The organism is Streptomyces siamensis (assembly GCF_039543605.1).
Taxonomy (GTDB): Bacteria; Actinomycetota; Actinomycetes; order Streptomycetales; family Streptomycetaceae; genus Streptomyces; species Streptomyces siamensis.
This window is the reverse complement of record NZ_BAABKB010000013.1, coordinates 268,074-291,952: the sequence shown is the minus strand read 5'-3', so window position 1 is coordinate 291,952 and position 23,879 is coordinate 268,074. Positions and strand designations below refer to the sequence as shown.

The window sequence follows — 23,879 nt, the reverse complement described above, 5'->3', positions numbered from 1 at the left end:
CGGTCCGGCGACCGTCCCGGGAGCGGCCGGGCCACCCGGTGCCCGCCCTCGCGAACGACTGAGACAGAAAATGACAGGTGGGACTCACGACCTCTCGTGAGCCCTCTCGAACGGCGCCTGGTCAGGGAACCTTCCTGACCAGGCGCCGTTCGTGTGTGCGTCGCACGTTCGATCCCTTGTGCTCCTCTAGTGATCCGTATTCAGTCACACAAGGGGAGATTCTCGGCATCGTGGGGTAGTGAGTGAAGCAAATCCGTTCCCAGAACGGTCAGTTGTGGTGCTGAATGGGAAGTGCGGGGATACGCAACGGCGCACGCCCGGCACAGGGAGGGGCGTACCGCCAACAGGCGGCTGAGAGGGGTTTGTTCGTGCATGCTTTCTCACACGGCACTTCATCGACACCGACAGCGGTCGCGGTTCCACCAGCGCTCTCTCTTCCGGTGATCGAGTCAGAGTTTCCCCGTCAACTGCACCCGTATTGGCCCAGGCTCCAGGAGAAGACCAGGACCTGGCTCCTCGAAAAACGGCTCATGCCGGCGGACAAGGTCGAGGAATATGCCGACGGCTTGTGCTACACGGACCTCATGGCGGGCTACTACATAGGTGCCCCCGACGACGTCATGCAGGCGATAGCGGACTACAGCGCCTGGTTCTTCGTCTGGGACGACCGCCACGACCGGGACGTCATCCACGGCCGGGCCGACGCCTGGCGCAGGCTCAGGTTCCGGCTCCACGCGGCCCTCGACTCCCCCGGGGATCACCTGCACCACCCCGATCCCCTGGTCGCGGGGTTCGCGGACAGCATGGTGCGCCTGTACTCGTTCCTCGGCAAGAAGTGGAACGAGCGGTTCGCACTCCACTTCCATGCGGTGATCGAGGCGTACGACCGAGAATTCCGCAACCGTACGTCCGGCACCGTCCCCACGGTCGACGCATACCTGGAACTACGCCGACTGACATTCGCGCACTGGATCTGGACCGACTTGCTGGAGCCCAGCGCACAGTGCGAACTTCCCGTCGCCGTAAGGAAACACCCGGCCTATGAGCGTGCGGCACTGCTCAGTCAGGAATTCGCCGCCTGGTACAACGATCTGTGTTCGCTCCCCAAGGAAATAGCGGGTGACGAGGTCCATAATCTCGGAATCAGTCTCATTCATCACGACGGGCTGACACTCGAAGAGGCGGTCACGGAAATAAGGCGGCGTGTCGAGGAATGCATCAGTGAATTCCTCGCGGCCGAACGGGATGCATTACGGCTCGCCGACTCCCTCATGGACGGCACCGTGGAGGAAAAGGCGACGGGCGTCGCCGTCAGGGCGTGCATCGGAAATATGCGGAACTGGTTCAGCTCCGTGTACTGGTTCCACCACGAGTCGGGCCGGTACATGGTCGACAACTGGGACGACCGCTCCACACCCCCGTACGTCAACAATGAAGCGGCAGGTGAGAAATGACCGTCGAGTCATCCCCCGAGCTCTCGGCCGCGCCCGACCGGGCGGCACCACCGCGGACTCCGGCCCCCCGTGCGCCGGAGCTGTCCGTCCCGCCCCTCGCGGGCGGCGGTGTGCCGGGCCTCGGCCACGGCTGGAAACTGGTCCGCGACCCGCTGGGCTTCCTCGCCCAACTGCGCGACCACGGCGACGTCGTCCGGCTCAAGCTGGGCCCCAAGACGGTGTACGCCGTCACCACTCCCGCGCTCACCGGGGCGCTGGCGCTCGACCCCGACTACGAGATCGGCGGCCCGCTGTGGGAGTCCCTCGAAGGACTGCTGGGCAAGAAGGGCGTCGCGACCGCCAACGGACCGCAGCACCGGCGCCAACGGCGCACCATACAGCCGGCGTTCCGGGCCGACATCATCCACGAGTACGGGCCGATCATGGAGGAGGAGGCGCGCGCGTTCGCGGCCCGCTGGGAGCCGGGGGCGACGGTCGACTGCACCTCGGAGTCGTTCCGTGTCGCCGTCCGGATCGCGGCCCGCTGCCTCTTGCGCGGCAAGTTCATGGACGAGCGTGCGGAGCGGCTGAGCGTCGCACTCACGACCGTGTTCCGCGGCATGTACCGGCGCATGGTCATCCCGGCGGGGCCGCTCTATCGGCTGCCCCTTCCCCCATTGCGTAAATTCGACCACGCATTGGCCGATTTGCATGACCTCGTCGACGAGATCATCGACGAACGACGGTCATCTGGTCAAAAGCCGGACGATTTGCTGACGGCATTGCTGGAAGCGAAGGACGACAACGGCGACCTCATCGACGAACAGGAGATCCACGACCAAGTCGTCGCGATACTCACGCCCGGCAGCGAAACCATCGCGTCCACGATCATGTGGATCCTCCAGGTCCTCGCGGAACATCCGGAACAGGCGGACAAGGTGGCCGCAGAGGTCAAATCCGTCGTGGGGGACCGGCCCGTCGGATTCGACGACGTCCGGAAGCTGTCCCACACGAACAATGTCGTCGTCGAGGCGATGCGGTTGTGCCCCGCCGTATGGATATTGACACGGCGGGCGGTGACCGAAACCGAGCTCGGCGGCTATCGCATTCCGGCCGGTGCCGACATCGTCTACAGCCCGTACGCGATCCAGCGCGACCCCCGTTCGTACCGGCAGCACCTGGATTTCGATCCCGAGCGCTGGCTTCCGGAACGGTCCAAGGACATCCCGAAGTACGCGATGCGCCCGTTCAGCCTGGGCAACCGGAAGTGCCCGAGCGACCACTTCTCGATGGCGCAGCTCACCCTGATCACCGCGACCGTGGCGTCCCGCTGGCGCTACGAGCAGGTGTCCGGGTCCAATGACACGACTCGTGTCGGCATCACCCTGCGCCCGCACAAGCTGCTGCTCACGGCACGTCCGCGCTGATCCCGCGCACCCACCGGCGCACCTTCAGGCGGCCCGCGGGCCCCTGAAGGTGCGCCGGTACGTCTGCGGGGTGGTGCCCAGGCTCCGGACGAACTGATGGCGCAGGGCCGCCGCGTTGCCGAACCCGGTCCGGCTCGCGATCGCATCCATCGTCTCGTCCGTGGCCTCCAGCAATTCCTGTGCCAGCAGAACCCGTTGGCGCAGGATCCAGCGGTACGGGGTGGTGCCCGTCTCCTGCTGGAAGCGGCGCGCGAAGGTGCGCGGAGCCAAGTGGGCACGGGCCGCGAGCTGTTCGACGGTCACGTCCTCGGCGAGGTGCCGCTCCATCCAGGCCAGCACATCGCCGATCGTGTCGCCGGGGGAGCGGGGCAGCGGGCGCTCGATGTACTGGGCCTGACCCCCGTCGCGGTGCGGGGGCACCACCATCCGGCGGGCGATGGCGTTGGCGACCTCCGGGCCCTGCTCCTTGCGGACCAGGTGGAGACAGGCGTCGATGCCCGCGGCGGTGCCGGCGGAGGTGAGCACCGGGTCCTCGTCGACGTACAGCACGTCGGGTTCGACGATCGCCCGGGGATGGCGGCGGGCGAGCTCCTCCGCGTGCCGCCAGTGCGCGCTGCACCGCCGTCCGTCGAGGAGCCCGGCCGCGCCGAGGGCGAAGACCCCGGAGCAGACGCTGAGGACGCGGGCTCCGCGGCCGACGGCCCGGCGCAGGGCCTCCAGCAGTGCGGGCGGGTACTCCCGGCCGGCGAAGTTCTCGCCGGCCGGGACGACGACGAGGTCGGCCTCCTCGACCCGGTCGAGGCCGTACGGGGTGGACAGGGTGAGGCCCGCGACGTGCGTACCCAGGTCCGGGCCCTCGGCCGAGGCGACGGCGAAGTCGTAGACGGGCAGACCGTCGTCGCTGCGGTCGAGCCCGAACACCTCGCAGACCACGCCGAGTTCGAAGGGATGCACACCGTCGAGCAGGATGGCGGCCACGTTCTTCAGCATGCGCCCCAGTGTGCCGTGGAAGTGGCAGTAATTCGAGGGTGTGCGGCAGTACTGCCACTGCCGGTAAGGAGTGAACGGCGCGACACTAGTGTCCATGAACGCACTCACGGACAACTTCGTCGGAATCCTGACCGTCCTGGGGATCTTCGTGGCGGTGGCCCTCCCGTCGCTGATCGGACTCGCCCACGAGCGGCGCGTCGACAGGCAGCTGAGGGAGGCACGCTCCCGCGCGGACGCCCACCGCCCGGGGCGCGGGGCCCTGCCGCCCGCGGGTGGTGAGCGCTCCTCACGGGCTCACGGCTTCGTCACCACCACGGTGACCGCCCACTCCTGAAGCCCCTCGCACGAGACCCGGGCCGGATCGCTCGGGCACAGCGGGCGGGACGAGGTGAGCCGCACCGTACCCGCCGATACGGCCTTGAACGCGGAGGACGCGTCACCGGCCTGGAGAACGATGCCGCTGTTGGTGGCCTCCAGACCGCTGCCGCCGGCCTTGACGGGCGCCCACGGTCGCGCGGACGTGCCGTCCAGCCCGATCCGGATCACTTCGCCCACGGACAGGCAGAACGTACGGCCGGTGTCGGTGGCGGCGAGCTCCGCCCGTGCCGCGGCGCAGCCCTTCGGGGTGGTGGGGGCGGGTGACACGGTGCCGCTGCCGCCCGCTTCGCTCCCGCCCTGTGTGCCGCAGCCTGCGAGGAGCAGTGCCAGCGCGGCGAGGGCCGGTATCCGGTGGTGGGTCGTTCGGCGCATGAGATGACCTCCTTGCCGCTTGGACGTGCCACCCACGTCACAGGATCCACTCGCTCCCGGACACGGTGCCGCGGCCAGGCATCTTCCGCCGCGCCGCACGCACGACACGGCACCGTGGCGAAGGCCCCGGCCGGCCCGGACGCACGCGGGACACGGCACCGTGGCGAGGCCCCCGCCGACCCCGCTGCGCCCCGCGGGCGGCCGGGACACGACGACGCCGGGCCGCACAAGCGGCCCGGCGTCGCCCACGGCACATCCGTCAGAAGTCCTCGTCGAGGTCGACGGTGCCCTCCACGGCGACCTGGTACGCCGACGGGCGCCGCTCGAAGAAGTTGGTCAGCTCCTGCACACCCTGGAGCTCCATGAAGGCGAACGGGTTCTCCGAGCCGTACACAGGAGCGAAGCCCAGCCGCGAGAGCCGCTGGTCGGCGACGCACTCCAGGTACTGACGCATCGAGTCGGTGTTCATGCCCGGCAGACCGTCACCGCACAGGTCGCGGGCGAACTGCAGCTCGGCCTCGACTGCCTCCCGCAGCATGTCCGTCACCTGCTGCTCCAACTGGTCGTCGAACAGGTCCGGCTCCTCCTTGCGGACCGTGTCGACCACCTCGAAGGCGAACGACATGTGCATCGTCTCGTCGCGGAACACCCAGTTGGTGCCGGTCGCGAGGCCGTGCAGCAGGCCGCGGCTGCGGAACCAGTAGACGTAGGCGAAGGCGCCGTAGAAGAAGAGCCCCTCGATGCACGCCGCGAAGCAGATGAGGTTGAGCAGGAAGCGGCGGCGGTCCGCCCTGCTCTCCAGTCGGTCCAGCTTCTCGACCGAGTCCATCCACTTGAAGCAGAACTCGGCCTTCTCGCGGATGGAGGGGATGTTCTCCACGGCCGCGAAGGCGGCGGTCCGGTCCTCCGGGTCGGGCAGATAGGTGTCCAGCAGCGTCAGATAGAACTGGACGTGGACCGCCTCCTCGAAGAGCTGCCGGCTCAGGTAGAGCCGCGCCTCCGGGGAGTTGATGTGCTTGTACAGCGTCAGCACCAGGTTGTTCGCCACGATCGAGTCGCCCGTCGCGAAGAAGGCGACCAGACGGCCGATCAGGTGCTGCTCCGCCGGGGACAGCTTCGCGAGGTCGGCGACGTCCGAGTGGAGGTCGACCTCCTCGACGGTCCAGGTGTTCTTGATGGCGTCCCGGTAGCGCTCGTAGAAGTCGGGGTAGCGCATGGGGCGCAGAGTCAGCTCGAAGCCGGGGTCGAGCAGGTTCTTCTCGGTGTTCGGGGCGGTCGTCACTGGCAGGCCTCGCAGGACTCGGGGTTCTCAAGGGAGCAGGCGACGGCGTCGGGGTCGGCCACCTGCTGGACGGGGATGGTCTTCTCGGGCTGCGCCTGCGCCTGGGCCGCGCGGGCGATGCGGGTCGCCGGGCGCGAGCGCAGGTAGTACGTCGTCTTCAGGCCCTGCTTCCAGGCGTACGCGTACATCGAGGAGAGCTTGCCGATCGTCGGCGTCTCCATGAACAGGTTCAGCGACTGCGACTGGTCCAGGAACGGGGTGCGCGCCGCGGCCATGTCGATCAGGCCGCGCTGCGGGATCTCCCACGCAGTGCGGTACAGCGCCCGGACCTCGGCGGGGATCCACGCGAAGTCCTGCACGGAGCCGCTGGAGTCGCGCAGCGCCTCCCGGGTGCGCGCGTCCCAGACGCCGAGTTCCTTGAGGTCGGCGACCAGGTAGGAGTTGACCTGGAGGAACTCGCCGGAGAGCGTCTCGCGCTTGAACAGGTTGGAGACCTGCGGCTCGATGCACTCGTACACGCCCGCGATGGACGCGATGGTGGCGGTGGGCGCGATGGCGAGCAGCAGCGCGTTGCGCATGCCGACCGCGGCGATGCGTTCCCGCAGTGCCGCCCAGCGCTCCGGCCAGGTCAGCTCGGCGTCGAAGTGGTCGGGGTGCAGCACACCGCGGGCCGTACGGGTCTTCTCCCAGGCCGGCAGCGGGCCGTTGCGCTCGGCGAGGTCCGCGGAGGCCTCGTACGCGGCGAGCATGATGCGCTCGGCGATCCGCGTGGACAGCGCCTTCGCCTCGGCCGAGTCGAAGGGCAGCCGCAGCTTGAAGAAGACGTCCTGGAGGCCCATCGCGCCGAGGCCCACCGGGCGCCACCTGGCGTTGGAGCGGCCCGCCTGCTCGGTCGGGTAGAAGTTGATGTCGACGACCCGGTCCAGGAACGTCACGGCCGTGCGGACGGTCTCGTCCAGCCGCTCCCAGTCGATGTCGCCGTCGCTCACGAAGGCACCGAGGTTGACCGAACCGAGGTTGCAGACCGCCGTCTCCCCGTCGTCCGTGACCTCCAGGATCTCGGTGCACAGGTTCGAGGAGTGGACGGTGTGGCCCGGCTCGGCGGTCTGGTTGGCGGCGCGGTTGGCGGCGTCCTTGAAGGTCATCCAGCCGTTGCCGGTCTGTGCGAGGGTGCGCATCATCCGGCCGTACAGGTCGCGGGCCGGGATGGTCTTCCGGGCGAGCCCGGCCTCCTCCGCCTTGCGGTACGCGGCGTCGAACTCGTCGCCCCACAGGTCGACCAGCTCCGGCACGTCGGCCGGGGAGAACAGCGACCAGTCGCCGTTCTCGTTCACCCGGCGCATGAACTCGTCCGGGATCCAGTGCGCCAGGTTCAGGTTGTGCGTGCGCCGGGCGTCCTCACCGGTGTTGTCGCGCAGCTCCAGGAACTCCTCGATGTCGGAGTGCCAGGTCTCCAGGTAGACGGCCGCCGCGCCCTTGCGCCGGCCGCCCTGGTTCACCGCGGCGACCGAGGCGTCGAGGGTCTTCAGGAACGGGACGATGCCGTTGGAGTGCCCGTTCGTGCCGCGGATCAGCGAACCGCGCGAACGGATGCGGGAGTACGACAGCCCGATGCCGCCCGCGTGCTTCGAGAGCCGGGCCACCTGGTGGTAGCGGTCGTAGATGGAGTCGAGCTCGTCCAGCGGGGAGTCGAGGAGGTAGCAGGACGACATCTGCGGGTGCCGCGTACCGGAGTTGAAGAGCGTCGGGGAGGAGGGCAGGTAGTCGAGGCGGCTCATCAGCCGGTAGAGCGCGGAGACTTCGTCCACGGAGCGGACGCTGTCGTCCTCGGCGAGACCCGACGCCACCCGGAGCATGAAGTGCTGGGGCGTCTCGATCACCCGGCGGGTGATCGGGTGGCGGAGCAGATAGCGGCTGTGCAGGGTGCGCAGGCCGAAGTAGCCGAAGCGGTCGTCGCCCTCGACGTCGACGAGCGCGTCGAGGCGGGCCGTGTGCAGGCGGACGAACTCCGCCGTACGGTCCGCGACAAGACCTTCGCGGTGGCCGACGGCGACCGACTCGGAGAAGGACGCGACGCCCTGCGAGGCGGCCTCGGCCGCGATGCTGATCGTCAGCAGCCGGGCGGCCAGCCGCGAGTACGCGGGGTCCTCGGAGATGAGTCCCGCCGCCGCCTCGGTGGCCAGCTCACGCAGCTCCGCCTCGTCGGCCCGGGCGGACCGGCCGCGCAGCGCGGCGGCAGCGACCCGGCCGGGGTCGGCGTCGGGGAGGTCGGCGGTGAGATCGGTCAGGATCCGCAGCAGCGCGGTACCGGGACCGTCCGTCTCCACCGGGGCCTGCTGCGCTGACGCTGAAGCCGGATCGGCTGGCGCGATGGTCACGTGGGGCTCTCCCTCGCTCGGCACGGGGCCTGTCGGGAGGCACGGAGGCACACGGGGGCGCTGACCGGAGGGCAGCGCACCGCGTCCACCGGCCCATTCCGCGAGGCCCGGACGTCGTCGGCACCCGGGCCGGACGGCCGGGGTGCGCTGCCGGCAGGTCCTCGGACTGAAGCCAGCGCGTGCAGGCGGATACGCGAACACGCACAAGTACACCGTTGCGGGACAGTTCCGGATTCGCACCGGATTCCCCTGCGGCGACAGCGAGCATGAGCATACATCTTGTGCCGGGCTGCGGGACCACCCCCACATGTTGTGTCGTGTCGGCTTCGGAGGGTGGCAGGAGAGCTGTCAGAGCGTCAGTTCGTAGGTGAGGAGCCTGATGTCGTCCAGCTCCGGGATCGGGTTCCAGTCGCGGTCCGGGGTGCGGGTGAAGCCGAGGCGCTCGTAGATCCGGTGGGCGGCGTGCATGGAGTGCTGGGTGGACAGCACGATGCGTACGCAGCCCTCCGTGGCCCGTGCGCGGTCGACGCAGGCGCGGACGAGTGCCTCCCCGGCACCCCGGCCGCGTGCCTCGCGGGCGACCGCGAGCATGCGGATCTCGGCCTCGCCGGGGCGGGCGATGTCGGCCATGGCGCCGCCGCGCGGCACGAAGGTCACCCCACCCAGCAGCCGCTGCGTGCCGGGCGTGGAGTCGCGTTCGACCGCGACGAGCACGTCGGCCGCGGCGGCGCGCTTGGCCACGTCCCGCAGCTCTCCGAGGTACGCGTCGCTCTCCCCGAAGTCGAGCAGTCCGTCGCCGAGATAGGCCTGGGCGGTGATCTCGCCGAGGCCCGGGTACTCCTCGGGACGCGCGACGCGGATGACTGTGTCCATGCGCACAGTCTGTGGGAGATCGCGCGGGAGGGCCGCCGAATTCCCAGGGGCTGGGACCTGTCACCGTACGACGGCAGGACCGCGGGCGCGAAAAGACCGCGGCGCCCCCCTGACCGAGGGGCGCCGCGGAGTGTGGAACCGCCGGGTCAGTGGGCCGCCACCGGCAGCTCCACCTCGACCCCCGGGTCGCCCGCGTCCGCCGTGTAGTCCTCGGCGGACGTCTCGTCGACGCCGTCCGGGGCCTTGAACGCACGCAGCGCGAAGGTGAGGACGACCGTCACGACCACGTTCAGGGTGAACGCCGTGAAGCCGATGTAGCCGATCTCCCCGATGCCGGGGATCTCCTTGGCGCTGCCGCCGAAGTGCTTCTGCGTCGGCGAGGCCACCCCGTACGCGGCGATCGTGCCGTAGAGCATGCCCACGGCCCAGCCGACGAGGAGCGCCCAGCGGTGGAACCAGCGGGTGAACAGGCCGCCGACCAGGGCCGGGAAGGTCTGCAGGATCCAGATGCCGCCCAGGAGCTGGAAGTTGATGGCGACCGTCTTGTCCATGGTGAGGACGAAGACCAGCGCGCCCACCTTCACCAGCAGGGAGACCAGCTTGGAGACCTTGGTCTCCTGCTGCGGAGTGGCGTCCGGCTTGATGAAGTCCTTGTAGATGTTGCGCGTGAAGAGGTTCGCGGCGGCGATCGACATGATGGCCGCGGGGACCAGCGCGCCGATGCCGATGGCCGCGAAGGCCACACCCGCGAACCAGTCCGGGAACATGTTCTCGAACAGCTGCGGGATCGCGAGCTGGCCGTTGGTGACCTTCACCCCGGCCGCGATCGCCATGAACCCGAGCAGCGCGAGCAGGCCCAGCATCAGCGAGTACAGCGGGAGGATCGTGGTGTTGCGGCGGATCACCTCGCGGCTGCGGCTGGACAGCGTCGCCGTGATCGAGTGCGGATACATGAACAGCGCGAGTGCCGAGCCGAGCGCGAGCGTGGCGTAGGTCCACTGGCCCGCCTCGGGAGGCACGAGCCCGCCCGCGCCGGCCGCGGTGTACTTGTCGCCCGCCGCCTTGAAGATCTCGTCGAATCCGCCCAGCTTGATCGGGATGTAGATGATGGCCACCGCGATCACGATGTAGATCAGGGTGTCCTTCACGAACGCGATCAGGGCGGGGGCACGCAGGCCCGAGGAGTAGGTGTAGGCGGCCAGCACACCGAAGGCGATGAGCAGCGGAAGGTCCTTGACGAACCAGTTGGTGTTGTCGCCGCCGCCCACGCCCATCACGTCCAGGACGGCCTGGATGCCGACCAGCTGGAGCGCGATGTACGGCATGGTCGCCAGGATGCCGGTGATCGCCACGGCCAGGGACAGACCCTTGGAGCCGAAGCGGCCGCGAACGAAGTCGGACGTCGTCACGTATCCGTGCTTGTGGGACACCGACCACAGGCGCGGCAGGAAGGTGAAGATCAGCGGGTAGACCAGGATCGTGTACGGCACGGCGAAGAAGCCGGCCGCGCCCGCCGCGTAGATGGCGGCCGGTACGGCCACGAACGTGTACGCGGTGTACAGGTCGCCGCCGAGCAGGAACCAGGTGATCCAGGTTCCGAACGACCTTCCGCCCAGGCCCCATTCGTCGAGGCTGTGCTCGTTGTCGGCCTTGCGCCAGCGCGCGGCCAGGAACCCTACGACCGTGACGGCCAGGAAGAAGAAGATGAAGACGCCGAGTGCGACGCCGTTGACGCCGTCCTTCATGCTCCGGCACTCCCCTCGGCGGATGCTTCGGCACCCTCGGCAAAGGCCGGGGCGCCCTTGGTGGAAGTGCGGGTGGCGGCGGAGGCGCGGGCCCGCTGGTCACGCCGCCACAGCTGGTACGCGACCATCGTGAGCGCCGTCGAGATGAGCACCCACGCCATCTGGTACCAGTAGAAGAACGGGATGCCTATGAAGGCCGGGTCGGCCTTGGCGTAGGAGCCGACCCACAGCATCGCCACGAACGGCGCGAGCAGACACAGGGCGATCACCACGCGAACCGGCGTGACCACCGGTGGTTTCACTTCAGGCACATCTGACATACGGCGACTCCGTCCCCTCGCTGATCACCTGTGTAACGCGCAGGCAATCTAGGCGACGGCGTCAGTAAAGCGGAACCCCTCGTCCGCATATCGGTCCCCAACAGCAATGAGACCGCGACGCCCCGTCAACTCGACAGCGCCCGGAGCGGCGTCCCGGACGCCGCTCCCGACGGGGTGCGCACCCCCCTGGTCCTGGGGTGGCGGGCTAGTCCTGAGGGCGCTTGAGGCGGGCCACGAACTTGTACCGGTCGCCCCGGTACACCGAGCGCACCCACTCCACCGGCTCGCCCTGCTTGTCGAGCGAGTGGCGGGAGAGCATCAGCATGGGCAGGCCGACGTCGGTGCCGAGCAGTCCTGCCTCGCGCGGGGTGGCCAGCGAGGTCTCGATGGTCTCCTCGGCCTCGGCGAGATGGACGTCGTACACCTCGGCGAGCGCCGTGTAGAGGGAGGTGTACTTGACGAGCGACCTGCGCAGCGCGGGGAAGCGCTTCGCGGACAGGTGGGTCGTCTCGATCGCCATCGGCTCGCCGCTCGCCAGGCGCAGCCGCTCGATGCGCAGCACCCGGCCGCCGGCCGAGATGTCGAGCAGTCCTGCGAGCGTCTCGTCGGCGCTGATGTAGCCGATGTCCAGGAGCTGCGAGGTGGGTTCGAGGCCCTGCGCGCGCATGTCCTCGGTGTACGAGGTGAGTTGGAGCGCCTGGGAGACCTTCGGCTTGGCGACGAAGGTGCCCTTGCCCTGGATGCGTTCGAGGCGGCCCTCGACGACCAGTTCCTGAAGGGCCTGCCGCACGGTGGTGCGCGAGGTGTCGAACTCGGCGGCGAGGGTGCGCTCGGGCGGTACCGGCGTGCCGGGCGGCAGGGTCTCCGTCATGTCGAGCAGGTGCTTCTTCAGGCGGTAGTACTTGGGCACGCGCGCGGTACGGATGGGCACGCCACCCTCGTTCTCCGCACTGCTGACGTCGGTGCTCATGCTCTGCCTTCCCGGCTCCGGATGCCGAAGCGGCCGACCTACGCATCGGCCACGGCTCACATCGTGGCACGGCTTCATGTGCGAGTACCCCCCGCACCTTCCGTGATCCCCTCTATATACCGTCGGCTCACCCGTTGGTCTAGTCCATCACGGACGCATGGCCCGTGCGTCGCGCGCGGGTCGTCCGGTCGGGGCACCGGACCGGACGCTTGAACAGTCCTGCCCGATATGCGGATTACCTAGTTAAAGGTCCCTGCATATGTAGGTCCCATAACGGACGGTCGGGGTGCCCGCGAATGTCTTGACACCCCCCTAGGTCTAGGCCAAGCTCCCCGTACTGGTCTACACCATTGGTCCAGTCCCGGCCCCACGGGCGGTACGGCGTATGTCACCGCGGGGAGGCAGGGGGGTTTGTGGCATCCCTGAGGAGGGTGGCGTGAAGCGCAAGCTGATAGCCGCGATCGGTATCGCGGGCATGATGGTCTCCATCGCGGCATGCGGGGACAGTGACAACAAGTCCGGGGGGTCGGACAAGGGCGCGGACGCCAAGGAGCTGACCGTCTGGCTCACCGTCGACGCGCAGAACAACTGGCCCGAGCTGGTCAAGGCCGCCGACGCGGCCGTCAAGGCCAAGCACCCCGGCATCAAGATCAACCACGAGTACTACGGCTGGCCGGACAAGAACACCAAGCTCGACGCGGTCCTGGCCACCGACAAGGCCCCCGACGTCGTCGAGATGGGCAACACCGAGATGCTCGGCTACATGGTCAAGGGCGCCTTCGCTCCCCTGGACGCGAGCAAGTTCGAGAACTCGGACGCCTGGCTGGACGGCCTCAAGGCCTCCGTCACGTACGAGGGCAAGACCTACGGCGTGCCGTACTACGCCGGTGGCCGCGTCGGCAACTGGCGCAAGGACCTCGCCGCCTCCGTCGGCGTGAAGACCGCGCCGAAGACGTACAAGGACCTCACCTCCGCCCTGGACAAGATCCAGAAGAAGGAGGGCAACAAGTTCAACGCCTGGTACCAGCCCACCCGTGACTGGTACGCCGCGATGTCCTTCGTCTACGACGCCGGCGGCTCCATCGCCAAGGAGGAGGGCGGCCAGTGGAAGGCCAACCTCTCCTCGCCCGAGTCGATCAAGGGCCTCACCGAGTTCAAGAACGTCGTCGACAAGTACATGCACGGCGACAAGACCAAGGACGAGTCCGACCGCTACATCGTCTACGGCCAGGGCAAGTCCGGCATGATCTTCGGCGCCGCCTGGGAGGGCGCGACCTCCGAGGACCCGAAGAACGACAAGACCGGCAAGCTCAAGGGCAACCTCGAGAACTTCGTGATGCCCGGTCCGTCCGGCAAGAACCTCCCGGTGTTCCTCGGCGGCTCCGACCTCGCCGTGCCGGTGAAGTCCGACGCGCAGGCCGTCGCCGGCGAGTGGATCAACGCCTTCACGGGCGCCAAGGGCCAGAAGGGCCTGATGGACAAGGGCAACCTGCCCAACAACAAGACCGACCTCGCGACGCTGAAGAGCGACCCGAAGACGGAGGTCCCGGCCACCGCGGCCGAGTCCAACTGGTTCGTCCCGATGGCGCCGGGCTGGGGCCAGGTCGAGAAGGCCCAGGTCCTGCAGACCATGCTGCAGAGCATCGGCACCGGCAAGAAGTCGGTCGAGGCCGCCGCGAAGGACGCGGACGCCGCGATCGACAAGGTCATCAACACCAAGTGACCTGAGAGCAGGGCCCCGTCGGTCCTCCGCCACGGAGGGGCGGGGCCCTGCCTTCCGTACGGCACGGCCGTGCGGGGCTCTGCTTACGTACGACCAGAGGGACCGCTGAGGAGCGCGCGATGAGTGCCGCAGACACGACCACCCCTGCCAAGGTGCCGCCCCCGCGGCAGGCACCGCCACCAGCCGTCCCGAAGGCACCACGCGCACGGCGGAGTCCGGGTAGAGTCGCGCTTCCCTGGATGCTGCTCGCGCCCTGTCTGCTGATCCTCGCGCTCGTCCTGGGCTATCCGCTCGTCCGCCTGGTCACGCTGTCCTTCCAGAAGTTCGGGCAGTCCCAGCTGTGGGGCTTCCAGCCCGCCGAGTCGGTCGGCTTCGACAACTTCAGCAAGGTGCTCGGGGACGGCGAGTTCTGGGCCGTGGTCGTCCGGACGCTCGTCTTCGCGGCCGGGTCCGTCATCTTCACGATGGTCGTCGGCATGCTGATCGCCCTGCTGCTCCAGCGGGTCTCGGGCTGGGTGAAGACACTCATCAACATCGCGCTGGTGGCCAGCTGGGGCATGCCGATCATCGTGGCCACCACCGTCTTCAAGTGGCTCTTCGACTCCGACTACGGCATCTTCAACGCGCTCCTCAGCAAGCTGCCGGGCGTCGACATGATCGGCCACAACTGGTTCGCGAGCGGTCCGCAGGGGCTGGCCGTGATCATGCTCCTGGTGGTCTGGGGCGCGGTGCCGTTCGTCGTCATCACGCTCAGCGCGGGGCTCACCCAGGTGCCGAAGGAGCTGGAGGAGGCCGCACGCCTCGACGGGGCGGGCTCCTGGGGCGTCTTCCGGTACGTCACGCTGCCGATCCTCAAGCCCATCGTCGTGATGCTCACGACGCTGTCCGTCATCTGGGACATGGGTGTCTTCCCGCAGGTCTTCGTCATGCGCGGCGGCCACCCGGAGGCCGAGTTCCAGCTGCTCACCACCTACTCCTACGACCGCGCGTTCGTCGTCAACGACTACGCGCAGGGATCGGCGATCGCCCTGCTCACCGTGTTGCTCCTGCTCGGCGTGGTGGCCGTGTACATGCGTCAGATGCTGAAGATCGGAGAGGTCGAATGAGCGCCGTCGCCACCCCGGGACGTACGTCCTCCCCGCAGCGCGAGGGCTCCGGGCCGAGCAAGGCCCGCAAGTCCAAGGCCGGCTGGAACCTGCTCGGACTGCTCGTCTTCGTCATCGCGGGATTCCCCGTCTACTGGATGCTGAACACCGCGTTCAAGCCCGCCAAGGACGCCATCGACCCCGATCCGAGCCTGCTGCCCACCGGGCTCACGCTCGACAACTTCCGCCGCGCCCTCGACATCGCCGACTTCTGGGGACCGGTGGGCCGCAGCCTGATCGTCTCCCTGGCGGTCGTCGTGATCGGCGTCGCCGTCGGCCTGCTCGCCGCACTCGCCATCTCCCGCTTCGCCTTCCGCGGCCGGAAGATCGTGATCGTCGGCATCCTCGCCGTCCAGATGGTCCCGCTGGTCGCCATGATCATCCCGGTCTTCCTGCTGCTGAACGACCTCGATCAGTACGACAAGCTCTCCGGCCTGATCATCACGTACCTGACCTTCATCCTCCCGTTCACGGTCTGGACGCTGCGCGGCTTCATCGTCAACATCCCGAAGGAGCTGGAGGAAGCGGCCATGGTCGACGGCTGCAGCCGCACGGGCGCCTTCGTCCGCGTGGTCTTCCCGCTCCTCGCCCCCGGCATGGTCGCCACGTCCGTGTACGGATTCATCCAGGCGTGGAACGAGTACCTCTACGCCCTCATGCTGATGAGCCAGAAGAACCAGACGGCCACCGTCTGGCTCGGCAACTTCACCACCAAGCACGGCACCGAATACGCCCCGATGATGGCCGGTTCCACGATGATGGCCGTGCCGATCGTCGTCCTGTTCCTCATCGTCCAGCGCAAGATGGCCGCGGGGCTGACCGCGGGCGCCGTGAAGGGATAACGCCACCCGATGACGACACTCGCCAGTGGTACCACCGCGTCCAATTCGGCCCAGGACGGTCCGACACGCGACGCCCTGACCGTCCTCCAGCCCGGCTTCACGGGCACCACGGCCCCCGACTGGCTGCTCCGCCGCCTCGGCGAGGGCCTCGCCTCGGTCGGCCTGTTCGGCCGCAACATCGCCTCGCCCGAGCAACTGGCCGCCCTGACCGCCCAGTTGCGCACGGAGCGCGACGACGTCCTCGTCGCCATCGACGAGGAGGGCGGCGACGTCACCCGCCTGGAGGTGCGCACCGGGTCCTCCTTCCCCGGGAACCACGCACTCGGGGCGGTGGACGACGTCGCGCTCACCCGGGACGTCGCCCGCGAACTCGGCCGCCGCCTGGCCGCCTGCGGGGTGAACCTCAACTGGGCGCCGTCCGCGGACGTCAACTCCAACCCGGACAACCCGGTCATCGGCGTACGGTCCTTCGGCGCCGACACCGACCTGGTGTCCCGGCACACGGCCGCCTACGTCACCGGACTCCAGTCCGCCGGCGTCGCGGCCTGCACCAAGCACTTCCCGGGACACGGCGACACGGCCGTCGACTCGCACCACGCGCTGCCGCGCATCGACGCCGGGCTCGACGTGCTCCAGTCCCGTGAACTCGCCCCGTTCCGCGCCGCGATCACCGCGGGCACCCGGGCCGTGATGAGCGCGCACATCCTCGTCCCGGCGCTGGACCCCGACCGGCCCGCCACCCTGTCCCGCCGCATCCTCACGGGCCTGCTCCGCGAGGAACTCGGCTACGACGGCCTCATCGTCACCGACGGCATGGAGATGCAGGCCATCGCCGCGACGTACGGCATCGAACGCGGCAGCGTCCTCGCCATCGCCGCCGGCGCCGACGCGATCTGCGTCGGCGGGGGACTCGCCGACGACGAGACCGTGTGCCGCCTGCGCGACGCCCTCGTCGCGGCGGTCCGCAGCGGTGACCTCCCCGAGGAGAGGCTCGCCGACGCCGCCGCCCGGGTGCGGGCGCTGGCCGGCTGGACGGCCGCCGCCGCACGCGAGGCGGCAGCCGCGGACACGGAGGAACGGGCCGGGATCGGCCTGGTCGCCGCCCGTCGCGCGCTCACGGTCACGCACTCCGAGGCGTACGCCCCGCTGACCGAGCCCCCGTACGTCGCCGCTCTCACCCCGGTCGCGAACATCGCCGTCGGTGACGAGACCCCCTGGGGTGTGGCCGCGGAGCTGGCGCGGCTGCTTCCCGGGACCGAGACGGGCAGCTTCACCGGTGAGGGCGCGGGCCCCGCCGCCCTCGAGGCCGCGGGAACGCGTCGCATCGTCGCCGTGGTGCGCGACGAACACCGTCACCCGTGGATGGCGGGCGCTCTCGACGCCCTGCTCGCCGCCCGCCCTGACACCGTTGTCGTGGAGATGGGCGTACCCCAGGCCGCGCCCCGGGGCGCCCTGCACATCGCCACGCACGGCGCGGCGCGGGTGTGCGGCCAGGCGGCGGCGGAGGTCGTCGTCGGGGCGTGACCCACGACGTGCGAAGGCGCCGGGTGCCCTCGGGGGAGGAGCACCCGGCGCCTTCGTGTGCACGCCGGCGGGGGATCGCCTTCGCGGGGACGGTGTGGTGCGCACGCTTCCGTGCGGTCGTCCTGGCGCCGACCGGCCGCGAGGTGCCGGCGCGGGCATCTGGCGACGGTACGGCGTCGGTGACGGCACCGGCACGTGGCGACGGCACGGCAGCGGCGTCGGCGACGGCGCGGGCATCTGGCGACGGCACCGGCGGCGCCGGCGACGGCACGTGGCGACGGCACCGGCACGGGCGGACGGCGTGGCGACCGGAGACCTCTCGGCAACGGCAGAGCAGGGGGCACCGGAGAGCAGGCGAGCGTGTCGGACCCCGTGGTCCGGCGCGATCCGCTCGGCGGCGGAGTCTAGATCCCCTGCCAGTCGGGCTTGTTGGCGAAGGTGTGCCGGAAGTAGTCCGCGAGCTTCAGCTTGGAGGCGGCCGCCTCGTCCACGACGACGGTCGCGTGCGGGTGGAGCTGCAACGCGGACGCCGGGCACACCGCGGCCACCGGTCCCTCGACCGTCGCGGCCACCGCGTCCGCCTTGCCCTCGCCGGTCGCGAGCAGCACCAGGTGCCGTGCCTCCAGGATCGTGCCGATGCCCTGGGTGATCACGTGGTGCGGGACCTGCTCGATGTCGCCCTCGAAGAACCGGGCGTTGTCGACCCGGGTCTGCTCGGTCAGCGTCTTGATCCGGGTCCGCGAGGCGAGCGAGGAACACGGCTCGTTGAACCCGATGTGCCCGTCCGTGCCGATCCCGAGGAGCTGGAGGTCGACCCCGCCGGCCGATGCCAGAGCCTTGTCGTACGCCTCGCACGCGGCCTGCACGTCCGCGGCGGTGCCGTCCGGACCCATGAACGCGTCCATGCCGAGACCCAGCGGCTCCAGCACCTCGCGGCGGAGCACCGAACGATACGACTCGGGGTGCTCGGCAGGCAGTCCCACGTACTCGTCGAGCTGAGCGATCCGCGCCCGCGAGGCGTCCACGGCACCGGAGCCCACCTTGGCCGCCAGCGCCTCGTAGATGGGCAGCGGGGTCGAGCCGGTGGCCACGCCGAGCAGGGCGCCGGGCTTGCGACGGAGCAGCTCGGCCATGGCTTCGGCGATCAGCTCGCCGCCCGCCTTGGCGTCCGGGACGATGACAACTTCCACGCTGGGCCTGCCGATCTGGAGAGGGGACTCAGGGGACTCAACCGGAACCCGAAAGGGGACACATGTGGTATAGACCAATCTAGCAGAGGCCCCGCCTCACGTCGCCCCCGGAGAACTCCACCGGACACCCCGCCCTCAACCGGACATGTCCGCTCCCGTTCACATCACCACCCCTGCCCGGACGCGCGTGCCCCCGCTCCCGGGAGTGCAATGGAATCCGCACACCGACTCACGAGGAGGCACCATGACCGCCACGTCCCCGGAATCCCAGGGCGACCGTCCCGGCCGGATCATGGCCCGTGAGATGGCCGAGCAGCCCGATGTGATGCGCCGGCTCCTCGGGACGGGCGCGCCGCGGATCCAGGACGTGGCCCGGCAGGTCGCCTCCCGCTCGCCGCGCTTCGTCCTGCTCGCCGCGCGCGGCACCTCCGACAACGCGGCCCTGTACGCCAAGTACCTTCTGGAGATCCGTCTCGGCATGCCCTGCGGACTCACCTCGATGTCCACGATCACGGCGTACGGCGCACGGCCCGACCTCAGCGACGTCCTGGTGATCACCGTCAGTCAGTCCGGTGGCTCGCCCGACCTCGTCGCCTCGACCCGGGCCGCCAGGGAGGCCGGCGCGATCACCCTGGCGGTGACCAACAACCCGGACTCGCCGCTCGCAGCCGTCTCCGAGTACCACATCGACATCATGGCCGGGCCGGAGAAGGCCCTCCCGGCGACCAAGACCTACACGGCCTCCCTCCTCGCGCTCCATCTCTTCGTCGAAGGCCTGCGCGGCGGGGACGGCGCCGCCGCGAAGGTGCTGCCCGAGCTGGCCGCGGGACTGCTCGCCCGTCAGGACGAGGTCAGGGTCCTCGCCTCCCGCTACCGATTCGCCGGCCGCATGGTGATCACCTCCCGCGGCTACGGCTATCCCACCGCCAAGGAAGCCGCCCTGAAGCTGATGGAGACCAGCTACATCCCCGCGCTGTCCTACTCCGGTGCAGACCTCCTGCACGGCCCCCTCGCCATGGTCGACAACATCTCCCCGGTGATCGCGGTGGTCACCGACGGCCGCGGCGGCGAAGCGCTCCAGCCCGTCCTCGACCGTCTGCGCGGACGCGGCGCCGACCTTGTCGTCGTCGGCCCGCGGGCCCAGGTGGAACAGGCCTCGGCCGGTTTCGTGCTGCCCACCGAGGGCGTCGCCGAAGAGGTGCAGCCGATGCTGGAGATCATCCCGCTCCAACTGCTGGCCTACGAGGTCACCATCGCCCGCGGCCAGGACCCGGACGCGCCGCGTGCCCTGGCGAAGGTGACGGAGACCCACTGACCAAGGCGCCCCGCACCCGCACGGCTTGCCGTCGTCGCACCGGGTCGGCGCCCTCGCCCCGGCGCTAGGTCAGCGAACCCCCTGTCGCGTCCAGCCAGGCCCCGGTCACCCAGCGCCCGTCGTCCGAGACGAGGAAGGCCACCACGTCCGCGACATCGGCAGGGGTGCCCACCCTGCCGAGGGCGGACAGCGCGGCGGCGCCCGCCCAGGCCGCGTCGTCGGCCCGCAGCCAGTCGGCATTGACGTCGGTGTCGATGATGCCGGGCGCCACCGAGTTCACGGTGATGCCGCGGGGGCCGAGGACCTTGGACAGGTCGCGGGTGAAGACGTCCAGGGCGCTCTTCGTCATCGCGTACGCCATCTTGTATCGCGTACGCCATCTTGTCCGGCATCACCGCGTTGCGAGCGAGTCCCGACGATATGTTGACGACCCTGCCGCCGTCCCGCAGGCGGGCGGCGCCGTACTTGGTGATGAAGTGGGGCGCTCGCACGTTCACCGCGAAGACCCGGTCGTACTCCCGCTCGTCGATCGCGTCGAAGGGCCGCGACGTGCCGATCGCCGCGTTGTTCACCAGGATGTCCAGGCCGTCCGCCTGCCGGTCGAAGGCCTCCCACAGCGCCTGGGCGTCGCCCGCCGGCCCCAGCTCCACGCCGATCGTGAACGCCGAGCCGCCCGAGCCCTCGATCGCCGCGACCGTCTCGTCGGCCGCCGCCTCATTGCTGCCGTAGTGCACGGCCACACGGGCACCGTCCCGCCCGAGCCGCTCGGCGATGCCCCGCCCGATGCCCCTGCCGCCACCCGTGACCAGTGCCGTCCTGCCCTCGAGCACACCCATGTCGTCGCCCCCTCCGCATTTGACTAGTGATCGCTACACAAAAAACCGTACAACGACCCGACGACATTTCTCTAGTACCCGCTATAAAATCCACCCCATGGTGAGCAGGCAGCAGACCGAGCCCGGAACCGCCGCGCGCACGGGCGCCGAGGCCGTGACCAAGCAGCGCGGCCGGCCCCGCTCCTTCGACCGGGAGACCGCGCTGGAGAAGGCGATCCTGGCGTTCTGGGAGCACGGGTACGAGGCGACGTCCGTCTCCGACCTCACCCGGGTCATGGGCATCGGCGCCCCGAGCCTGTACGCGGCCTTCGGCGACAAGCGCTCCCTCTTCGACGAGGTCGTCCGCGTGTACGGCACGCGGTACGGGTCCTTCGGCGAGCGCGCGCTGGCCGAGGAGCCCACCGCCCGTGCCGCGGTCGAGCGGATGCTGCGCGAGGCCGCGGCGGAGTACACCGCTCCGGGCCGCCCGCACGGCTGTCTGGTCATCCACGCCGCCACCAACTGCACGTCGCCGGAGGTCGAGGAGGACCTGCGTGAGCGGCGCAACGCGAACATCGCCGCGTTCGAGAGTCGTATGAAGGCGGGCATCGCCGCGGGCGAACTGCCCGCCGGAACCGACGCCGCCGCGCTCGCCCGGCACACCGGCGCGATCGTCCAGGGCATGTCGCAGCAGGCCCGCGACGGCGCCACGAGGGAGCAGCTGGAGGCCCTCGCCGCGCTCGCCATGGCCGTCTGGCCCGATTCATCGGCCAATCCGGCCCGTTCACGAACCGAAGCGGGTTAGTCTGCGTGATGGACAGTGCTGCATGTTGGATAAACGGACAACGGCGAACACCTGCCGACGCATGGACAGAAGGCATGCGGGCGCAGGAGCATGGACGCGGCAGCATGGTCTAGTCCACAATGATGGTGCGACTGAACAAGCCTCCGTCTTCCCCGCACAGGAAGGCGGACCGAGGAACCGGCGCTCTCTGCCCTGACTGCACCGGCTCCTCTCTTCGGCCGACCGGGACCGCACACCCCGCGGCCGTTGTTGCTCCGGGCTGCGGTGCCGGGAGGGTTGAGGGTCCCTCCCAGGCGCCGCGGCCCGCGGGTGTCTCCGGGGCCCTCCGAGGCCGCCGTACGAGCCCCGAGGCGGCCGTTTTCGAGGCCTGCCGCATCCGCCGGGTACGCTCGCACACGTGCCCTCCATGAACGACCTCGTACGCCAGCACACCGCCCTCGGTGACTCCGATCTCGAGTGGCTGCACCTGCTGGTCTCGGAGTGGCAGTTGCTCTCCGACCTCTCCTTCGCCGACCTCGTGCTGTGGGTTCCCACGCGTGACGGCACCCGCTACGTCTCCGTCGCCCAGATGCGGCCCAACACCGGCCCCACCTCGTACCAGGACGACATGGTCGGCCATCTCGTCCCGCGCGGCCGCCGGCCCATGCTGGACGCCGCGCTCGACGAGGGCCGGATCGTGCGCGAGGGCGACCCCGAGTGGCGCGAAGAGGTCCCGGTTCGGGTCGAGTCCATCCCCGTACGGCGTGAGGGGCGCGTCCTCGGCGTCATCGCCCGCAACACCAACCTGCTCACGGTGCGCACCCCGAGCCGGCTGGAGCTGACGTATCTCCAGAGCGCCTCCGACCTGGCGCAGATGATCGCCGCGGGCACGTTCCCGTTCCCCGACCAGCAGGTCGACATGGACGCCTCCCCGCGGGTGGGCGACGGGCTGATCAGGCTCGACGCGGACGGCATCGTCCAGTACGCCTCACCGAACGCGCTGTCGGCCTACCACCGCCTCGGCCTGGCCTCCGACCTCGTGGGACACAACCTCGGCGTCACCACCGCCGAACTGGCTCCGTCCCGCGGCCCGGTGGACGAGGCACTGTCCAAGGTCGCCAGCGGCTGGGCGCCCCGCGAGTTCGAGATCGAGAGCAACGACGGCGTGATCCAGCTGCGCGCCATCCCGCTCAAGCCCAAGGGCACCCGGGTCGGCTCCCTCGTCCTGCTCCGCGACGTCACCGAACTGCGGCGCCGCGAGCGTGAGTTGATCACCAAGGACGCGACCATCCGGGAGATCCACCACCGGGTGAAGAACAACCTCCAGACCGTGGCGGCGCTGCTGCGCCTGCAGGCCCGGCGCATCGAGTCGGACCGGGGCCGCGAGGCACTGGAGGAGGCGGTGCGCCGAGTCGGTTCGATTGCGATCGTGCATGAGACGCTCTCTCAGAATCTGGACGAGCGCGTGGAGTTCGACGAGATCGCGGACCGGGTGCTCGCCATGGTCGCGGAGATCTCGCCCGGCAAGGTCACCGGACGGCGCACCGGCCGCTTCGGAATCCTGGACGCCGAGGTCGCGACCCCGCTGTCGATGGTCCTCACGGAGATCCTGCAGAACGCGCTGGAGCACGGCTTCCGCGAGGGAGACCGGGGCACCGTCGAGGTCTCAGCGGTGCGCGGCGGCACCAGCAAGGAGGCCCGTCTGCTGGTCACGGTCCAGGACGACGGGGTGGGTCTGCCCGAGGACTTCGACCCGCACCGATCGGGCAACCTCGGCCTGCAGATCGTACGGACGCTGGTGGAGGGCGAGTTGGGCGGCACCTTCGACATGGTGGCGGCCCCGGAGCGCGGCACGCAGGTGATCCTGGACATCCCGGTGCGGGGCAACAAGTAGTCGCTCCCGGCCGGGCGGGAGCGGTTCGGCCTGCGCGGCGGTGGAGCAATCCACGCGGTCGCAAACAGCAATGAGCCCCGGATCACCAGGTGATCCGGGGCCGAAAGCTCGTTGCTCAAATGCGCATCGGGGGTACTGCGCGCTGCGGCTCGGGGGCGGGAGATGCGTACTCGCTGTACGCGCCGCCAAGCTCAGGCTCGTGCGGGGTGGGGTGTCAGGCGGAAGCCTGACGGGCCCGGTTGCGGGCGGCGCGACGCTTCATGGCACGGCGCTCGTCCTCGCTGAGGCCACCCCAGACGCCGGAGTCCTGGCCGGACTCGAGCGCCCACTGCAGGCACTGCTCCATGACGGGGCAGCGGCGGCAGACGGCCTTGGCTTCCTCGATCTGCAGCAGCGCAGGACCGGTGTTGCCGATGGGGAAGAAGAGCTCGGGGTCTTCCTCGCGGCAAACGGCGTTGTGACGCCAGTCCATGGCTGCT

At 69.7% G+C, this 23,879-nt stretch carries 20 protein-coding genes, 1 pseudogene and 1 riboswitch; of the genes and pseudogenes, 10 read left to right on the top strand and 11 right to left on the bottom strand.

Annotated features, from left to right (window positions below; all coding sequences use genetic code 11):
- Positions 1–368 precede the first annotated feature (368 nt).
- Positions 369–1,454, top strand: coding sequence for an epi-isozizaene synthase (gene cyc1, locus ABEB03_RS20000; protein WP_345650671.1), 1,086 nt, complete (start codon positions 369–371; stop codon positions 1,452–1,454).
- On the top strand, positions 1,451–2,860 hold the full coding sequence (locus ABEB03_RS19995; protein WP_345650668.1) for a bifunctional albaflavenone monooxygenase/terpene synthase: 1,410 nt from the start codon (positions 1,451–1,453) through the stop codon (positions 2,858–2,860). Before cyc1 ends, ABEB03_RS19995 begins: the two co-directional genes overlap by 4 nt.
- 24 nt (positions 2,861–2,884) lie before the next feature.
- Here ABEB03_RS19995 and ABEB03_RS19990 read toward each other — a convergent pair whose 3' ends face one another.
- Entirely contained in the window at positions 2,885–3,850 is a 966-nt protein-coding gene (locus ABEB03_RS19990; RefSeq protein WP_345650664.1) for a helix-turn-helix domain-containing protein, read from the bottom strand.
- A gap of 94 nt (positions 3,851–3,944) precedes the next feature.
- On the opposite strand from ABEB03_RS19990, the gene ABEB03_RS19985 reads away from it, so the two are divergent.
- Entirely contained in the window at positions 3,945–4,184 is a 240-nt protein-coding gene (locus ABEB03_RS19985) for a hypothetical protein (protein ID WP_345650661.1), read from the top strand.
- On the opposite strand, the gene ABEB03_RS19980 is transcribed toward ABEB03_RS19985, so the two are convergent.
- The 7 genes from ABEB03_RS19980 to ABEB03_RS19950 all read right to left on the bottom strand — a co-directional run bounded on the left by ABEB03_RS19980 (position 4,145) and on the right by ABEB03_RS19950 (position 12,168).
- Positions 4,145–4,600, bottom strand: a complete 456-nt coding sequence (locus ABEB03_RS19980; protein ID WP_345650658.1) for a hypothetical protein — start codon at positions 4,598–4,600, stop codon at positions 4,145–4,147. The genes ABEB03_RS19985 and ABEB03_RS19980 overlap by 40 nt on opposite strands.
- A 259-nt stretch (positions 4,601–4,859) precedes the next feature.
- A complete protein-coding gene (locus ABEB03_RS19975; protein ID WP_425589274.1) occupies positions 4,860–5,816 on the bottom strand; it encodes a ribonucleotide-diphosphate reductase subunit beta in 957 nt (318 codons plus the stop codon).
- Between the two features lie 62 nt (positions 5,817–5,878).
- Positions 5,879–8,260: a ribonucleoside-diphosphate reductase subunit alpha gene (locus ABEB03_RS19970; RefSeq protein ID WP_345650652.1), complete on the bottom strand. Its 2,382-nt coding sequence runs from the start codon at positions 8,258–8,260 to the stop codon at positions 5,879–5,881.
- A gap of 135 nt (positions 8,261–8,395) precedes the next feature.
- Positions 8,396–8,534, bottom strand: a riboswitch (cobalamin riboswitch).
- 74 nt (positions 8,535–8,608) lie between these two features.
- Positions 8,609–9,133: a GNAT family N-acetyltransferase gene (locus ABEB03_RS19965; protein ID WP_345650649.1), complete on the bottom strand. Its 525-nt coding sequence runs from the start codon at positions 9,131–9,133 to the stop codon at positions 8,609–8,611.
- A 146-nt stretch (positions 9,134–9,279) separates the two neighbouring features.
- Positions 9,280–10,878, bottom strand: coding sequence for a monocarboxylate uptake permease MctP (mctP, locus tag ABEB03_RS19960; RefSeq protein ID WP_345650645.1), 1,599 nt, complete (start codon positions 10,876–10,878; stop codon positions 9,280–9,282).
- Positions 10,875–11,198: a DUF3311 domain-containing protein gene (locus ABEB03_RS19955; RefSeq protein ID WP_345650640.1), complete on the bottom strand. Its 324-nt coding sequence runs from the start codon at positions 11,196–11,198 to the stop codon at positions 10,875–10,877. The genes mctP and ABEB03_RS19955 overlap by 4 nt, the downstream gene beginning before the upstream one ends.
- A gap of 205 nt (positions 11,199–11,403) precedes the next feature.
- The gene (locus ABEB03_RS19950; protein WP_345650637.1) at positions 11,404–12,168 is read right to left on the bottom strand and encodes a GntR family transcriptional regulator; all 765 of its coding nucleotides are present in this window, start codon (positions 12,166–12,168) and stop codon (positions 11,404–11,406) included.
- A 436-nt stretch (positions 12,169–12,604) separates the two neighbouring features.
- Between ABEB03_RS19950 and ABEB03_RS19945 the strand changes: the two genes are divergently transcribed.
- From ABEB03_RS19945 to ABEB03_RS19930, 4 genes are all read left to right on the top strand, one after another.
- Positions 12,605–13,891 carry an extracellular solute-binding protein gene (locus tag ABEB03_RS19945; protein ID WP_345650634.1) on the top strand — a complete coding sequence of 429 codons (1,287 nt, stop codon included), beginning with the start codon at positions 12,605–12,607 and terminating at the stop codon, positions 13,889–13,891.
- Positions 13,892–14,010: 119 nt separating this feature from the next.
- Complete coding sequence (locus ABEB03_RS19940) at positions 14,011–14,997, top strand: carbohydrate ABC transporter permease (RefSeq protein WP_345650631.1); 987 nt, start codon at positions 14,011–14,013, stop codon at positions 14,995–14,997.
- Positions 14,994–15,878 carry a carbohydrate ABC transporter permease gene (locus ABEB03_RS19935; RefSeq protein ID WP_345650628.1) on the top strand — a complete coding sequence of 295 codons (885 nt, stop codon included), beginning with the start codon at positions 14,994–14,996 and terminating at the stop codon, positions 15,876–15,878. The genes ABEB03_RS19940 and ABEB03_RS19935 overlap by 4 nt, the downstream gene beginning before the upstream one ends.
- Before the next feature lie 9 nt (positions 15,879–15,887).
- On the top strand, positions 15,888–17,402 hold the full coding sequence (locus tag ABEB03_RS19930; RefSeq protein ID WP_345650625.1) for a glycoside hydrolase family 3 protein: 1,515 nt from the start codon (positions 15,888–15,890) through the stop codon (positions 17,400–17,402).
- Between the two features lie 404 nt (positions 17,403–17,806).
- On the opposite strand, the gene nagB is transcribed toward ABEB03_RS19930, so the two are convergent.
- On the bottom strand, positions 17,807–18,592 hold the full coding sequence (gene nagB, locus ABEB03_RS19925; protein ID WP_345650622.1) for a glucosamine-6-phosphate deaminase: 786 nt from the start codon (positions 18,590–18,592) through the stop codon (positions 17,807–17,809).
- 244 nt (positions 18,593–18,836) lie between these two features.
- Here nagB and ABEB03_RS19920 point away from each other — a divergent pair, with 244 nt between their 5' ends.
- Complete coding sequence (locus tag ABEB03_RS19920; protein ID WP_345650619.1) at positions 18,837–19,907, top strand: SIS domain-containing protein; 1,071 nt, start codon at positions 18,837–18,839, stop codon at positions 19,905–19,907.
- A gap of 64 nt (positions 19,908–19,971) precedes the next feature.
- Here the strand turns inward: ABEB03_RS19920 and ABEB03_RS19915 are convergent.
- Positions 19,972–20,743: pseudogene (locus tag ABEB03_RS19915) on the bottom strand (SDR family oxidoreductase).
- Between the two features lie 97 nt (positions 20,744–20,840).
- Between ABEB03_RS19915 and ABEB03_RS19910 the strand changes: the two are divergent.
- A complete protein-coding gene (locus tag ABEB03_RS19910; protein ID WP_345650616.1) occupies positions 20,841–21,527 on the top strand; it encodes a TetR/AcrR family transcriptional regulator in 687 nt (228 codons plus the stop codon).
- 406 nt (positions 21,528–21,933) lie between these two features.
- The gene (locus tag ABEB03_RS19905; RefSeq protein ID WP_345650881.1) at positions 21,934–23,400 is read left to right on the top strand and encodes a sensor histidine kinase; all 1,467 of its coding nucleotides are present in this window, start codon (positions 21,934–21,936) and stop codon (positions 23,398–23,400) included.
- 214 nt (positions 23,401–23,614) lie between these two features.
- Here ABEB03_RS19905 and ABEB03_RS19900 read toward each other — a convergent pair whose 3' ends face one another.
- Positions 23,615–23,872, bottom strand: coding sequence for a WhiB family transcriptional regulator (locus ABEB03_RS19900; protein WP_016639615.1), 258 nt, complete (start codon positions 23,870–23,872; stop codon positions 23,615–23,617).
- Positions 23,873–23,879 lie beyond the last annotated feature (7 nt).

Bases quoted from the DNA above. Each gene is read 5' to 3' on its own strand.
- ABEB03_RS19995 (WP_345650668.1), top strand. From the start codon at position 1,451: ATGACCGTCGAGTCATCCCCCGAGCTCTCGGCCGCGCCCGACCGGGCG.
- ABEB03_RS19990 (WP_345650664.1), bottom strand. From the start codon at position 3,850: ATGCTGAAGAACGTGGCCGCCATCCTGCTCGACGGTGTGCATCCCTTC.
- ABEB03_RS19940 (WP_345650631.1), top strand. From the start codon at position 14,011: ATGAGTGCCGCAGACACGACCACCCCTGCCAAGGTGCCGCCCCCGCGG.
- ABEB03_RS19975 (WP_425589274.1), bottom strand. From the start codon at position 5,816: ATGCGCTACCCCGACTTCTACGAGCGCTACCGGGACGCCATCAAGAAC.
- ABEB03_RS19920 (WP_345650619.1), top strand. From the start codon at position 18,837: ATGACCGCCACGTCCCCGGAATCCCAGGGCGACCGTCCCGGCCGGATC.
- ABEB03_RS19965 (WP_345650649.1), bottom strand. From the start codon at position 9,133: ATGGACACAGTCATCCGCGTCGCGCGTCCCGAGGAGTACCCGGGCCTC.
- ABEB03_RS19955 (WP_345650640.1), bottom strand. From the start codon at position 11,198: ATGTCAGATGTGCCTGAAGTGAAACCACCGGTGGTCACGCCGGTTCGC.
- ABEB03_RS19980 (WP_345650658.1), bottom strand. From the start codon at position 4,600: ATGCGCCGAACGACCCACCACCGGATACCGGCCCTCGCCGCGCTGGCA.
- ABEB03_RS19950 (WP_345650637.1), bottom strand. From the start codon at position 12,168: ATGAGCACCGACGTCAGCAGTGCGGAGAACGAGGGTGGCGTGCCCATC.
- mctP (WP_345650645.1), bottom strand. From the start codon at position 10,878: ATGAAGGACGGCGTCAACGGCGTCGCACTCGGCGTCTTCATCTTCTTC.
- ABEB03_RS19900 (WP_016639615.1), bottom strand. From the start codon at position 23,872: ATGGACTGGCGTCACAACGCCGTTTGCCGCGAGGAAGACCCCGAGCTC.
- ABEB03_RS19985 (WP_345650661.1), top strand. From the start codon at position 3,945: ATGAACGCACTCACGGACAACTTCGTCGGAATCCTGACCGTCCTGGGG.
- ABEB03_RS19935 (WP_345650628.1), top strand. From the start codon at position 14,994: ATGAGCGCCGTCGCCACCCCGGGACGTACGTCCTCCCCGCAGCGCGAG.
- ABEB03_RS19930 (WP_345650625.1), top strand. From the start codon at position 15,888: ATGACGACACTCGCCAGTGGTACCACCGCGTCCAATTCGGCCCAGGAC.
- ABEB03_RS19910 (WP_345650616.1), top strand. From the start codon at position 20,841: ATGGTGAGCAGGCAGCAGACCGAGCCCGGAACCGCCGCGCGCACGGGC.
- ABEB03_RS19905 (WP_345650881.1), top strand. From the start codon at position 21,934: ATGAACGACCTCGTACGCCAGCACACCGCCCTCGGTGACTCCGATCTC.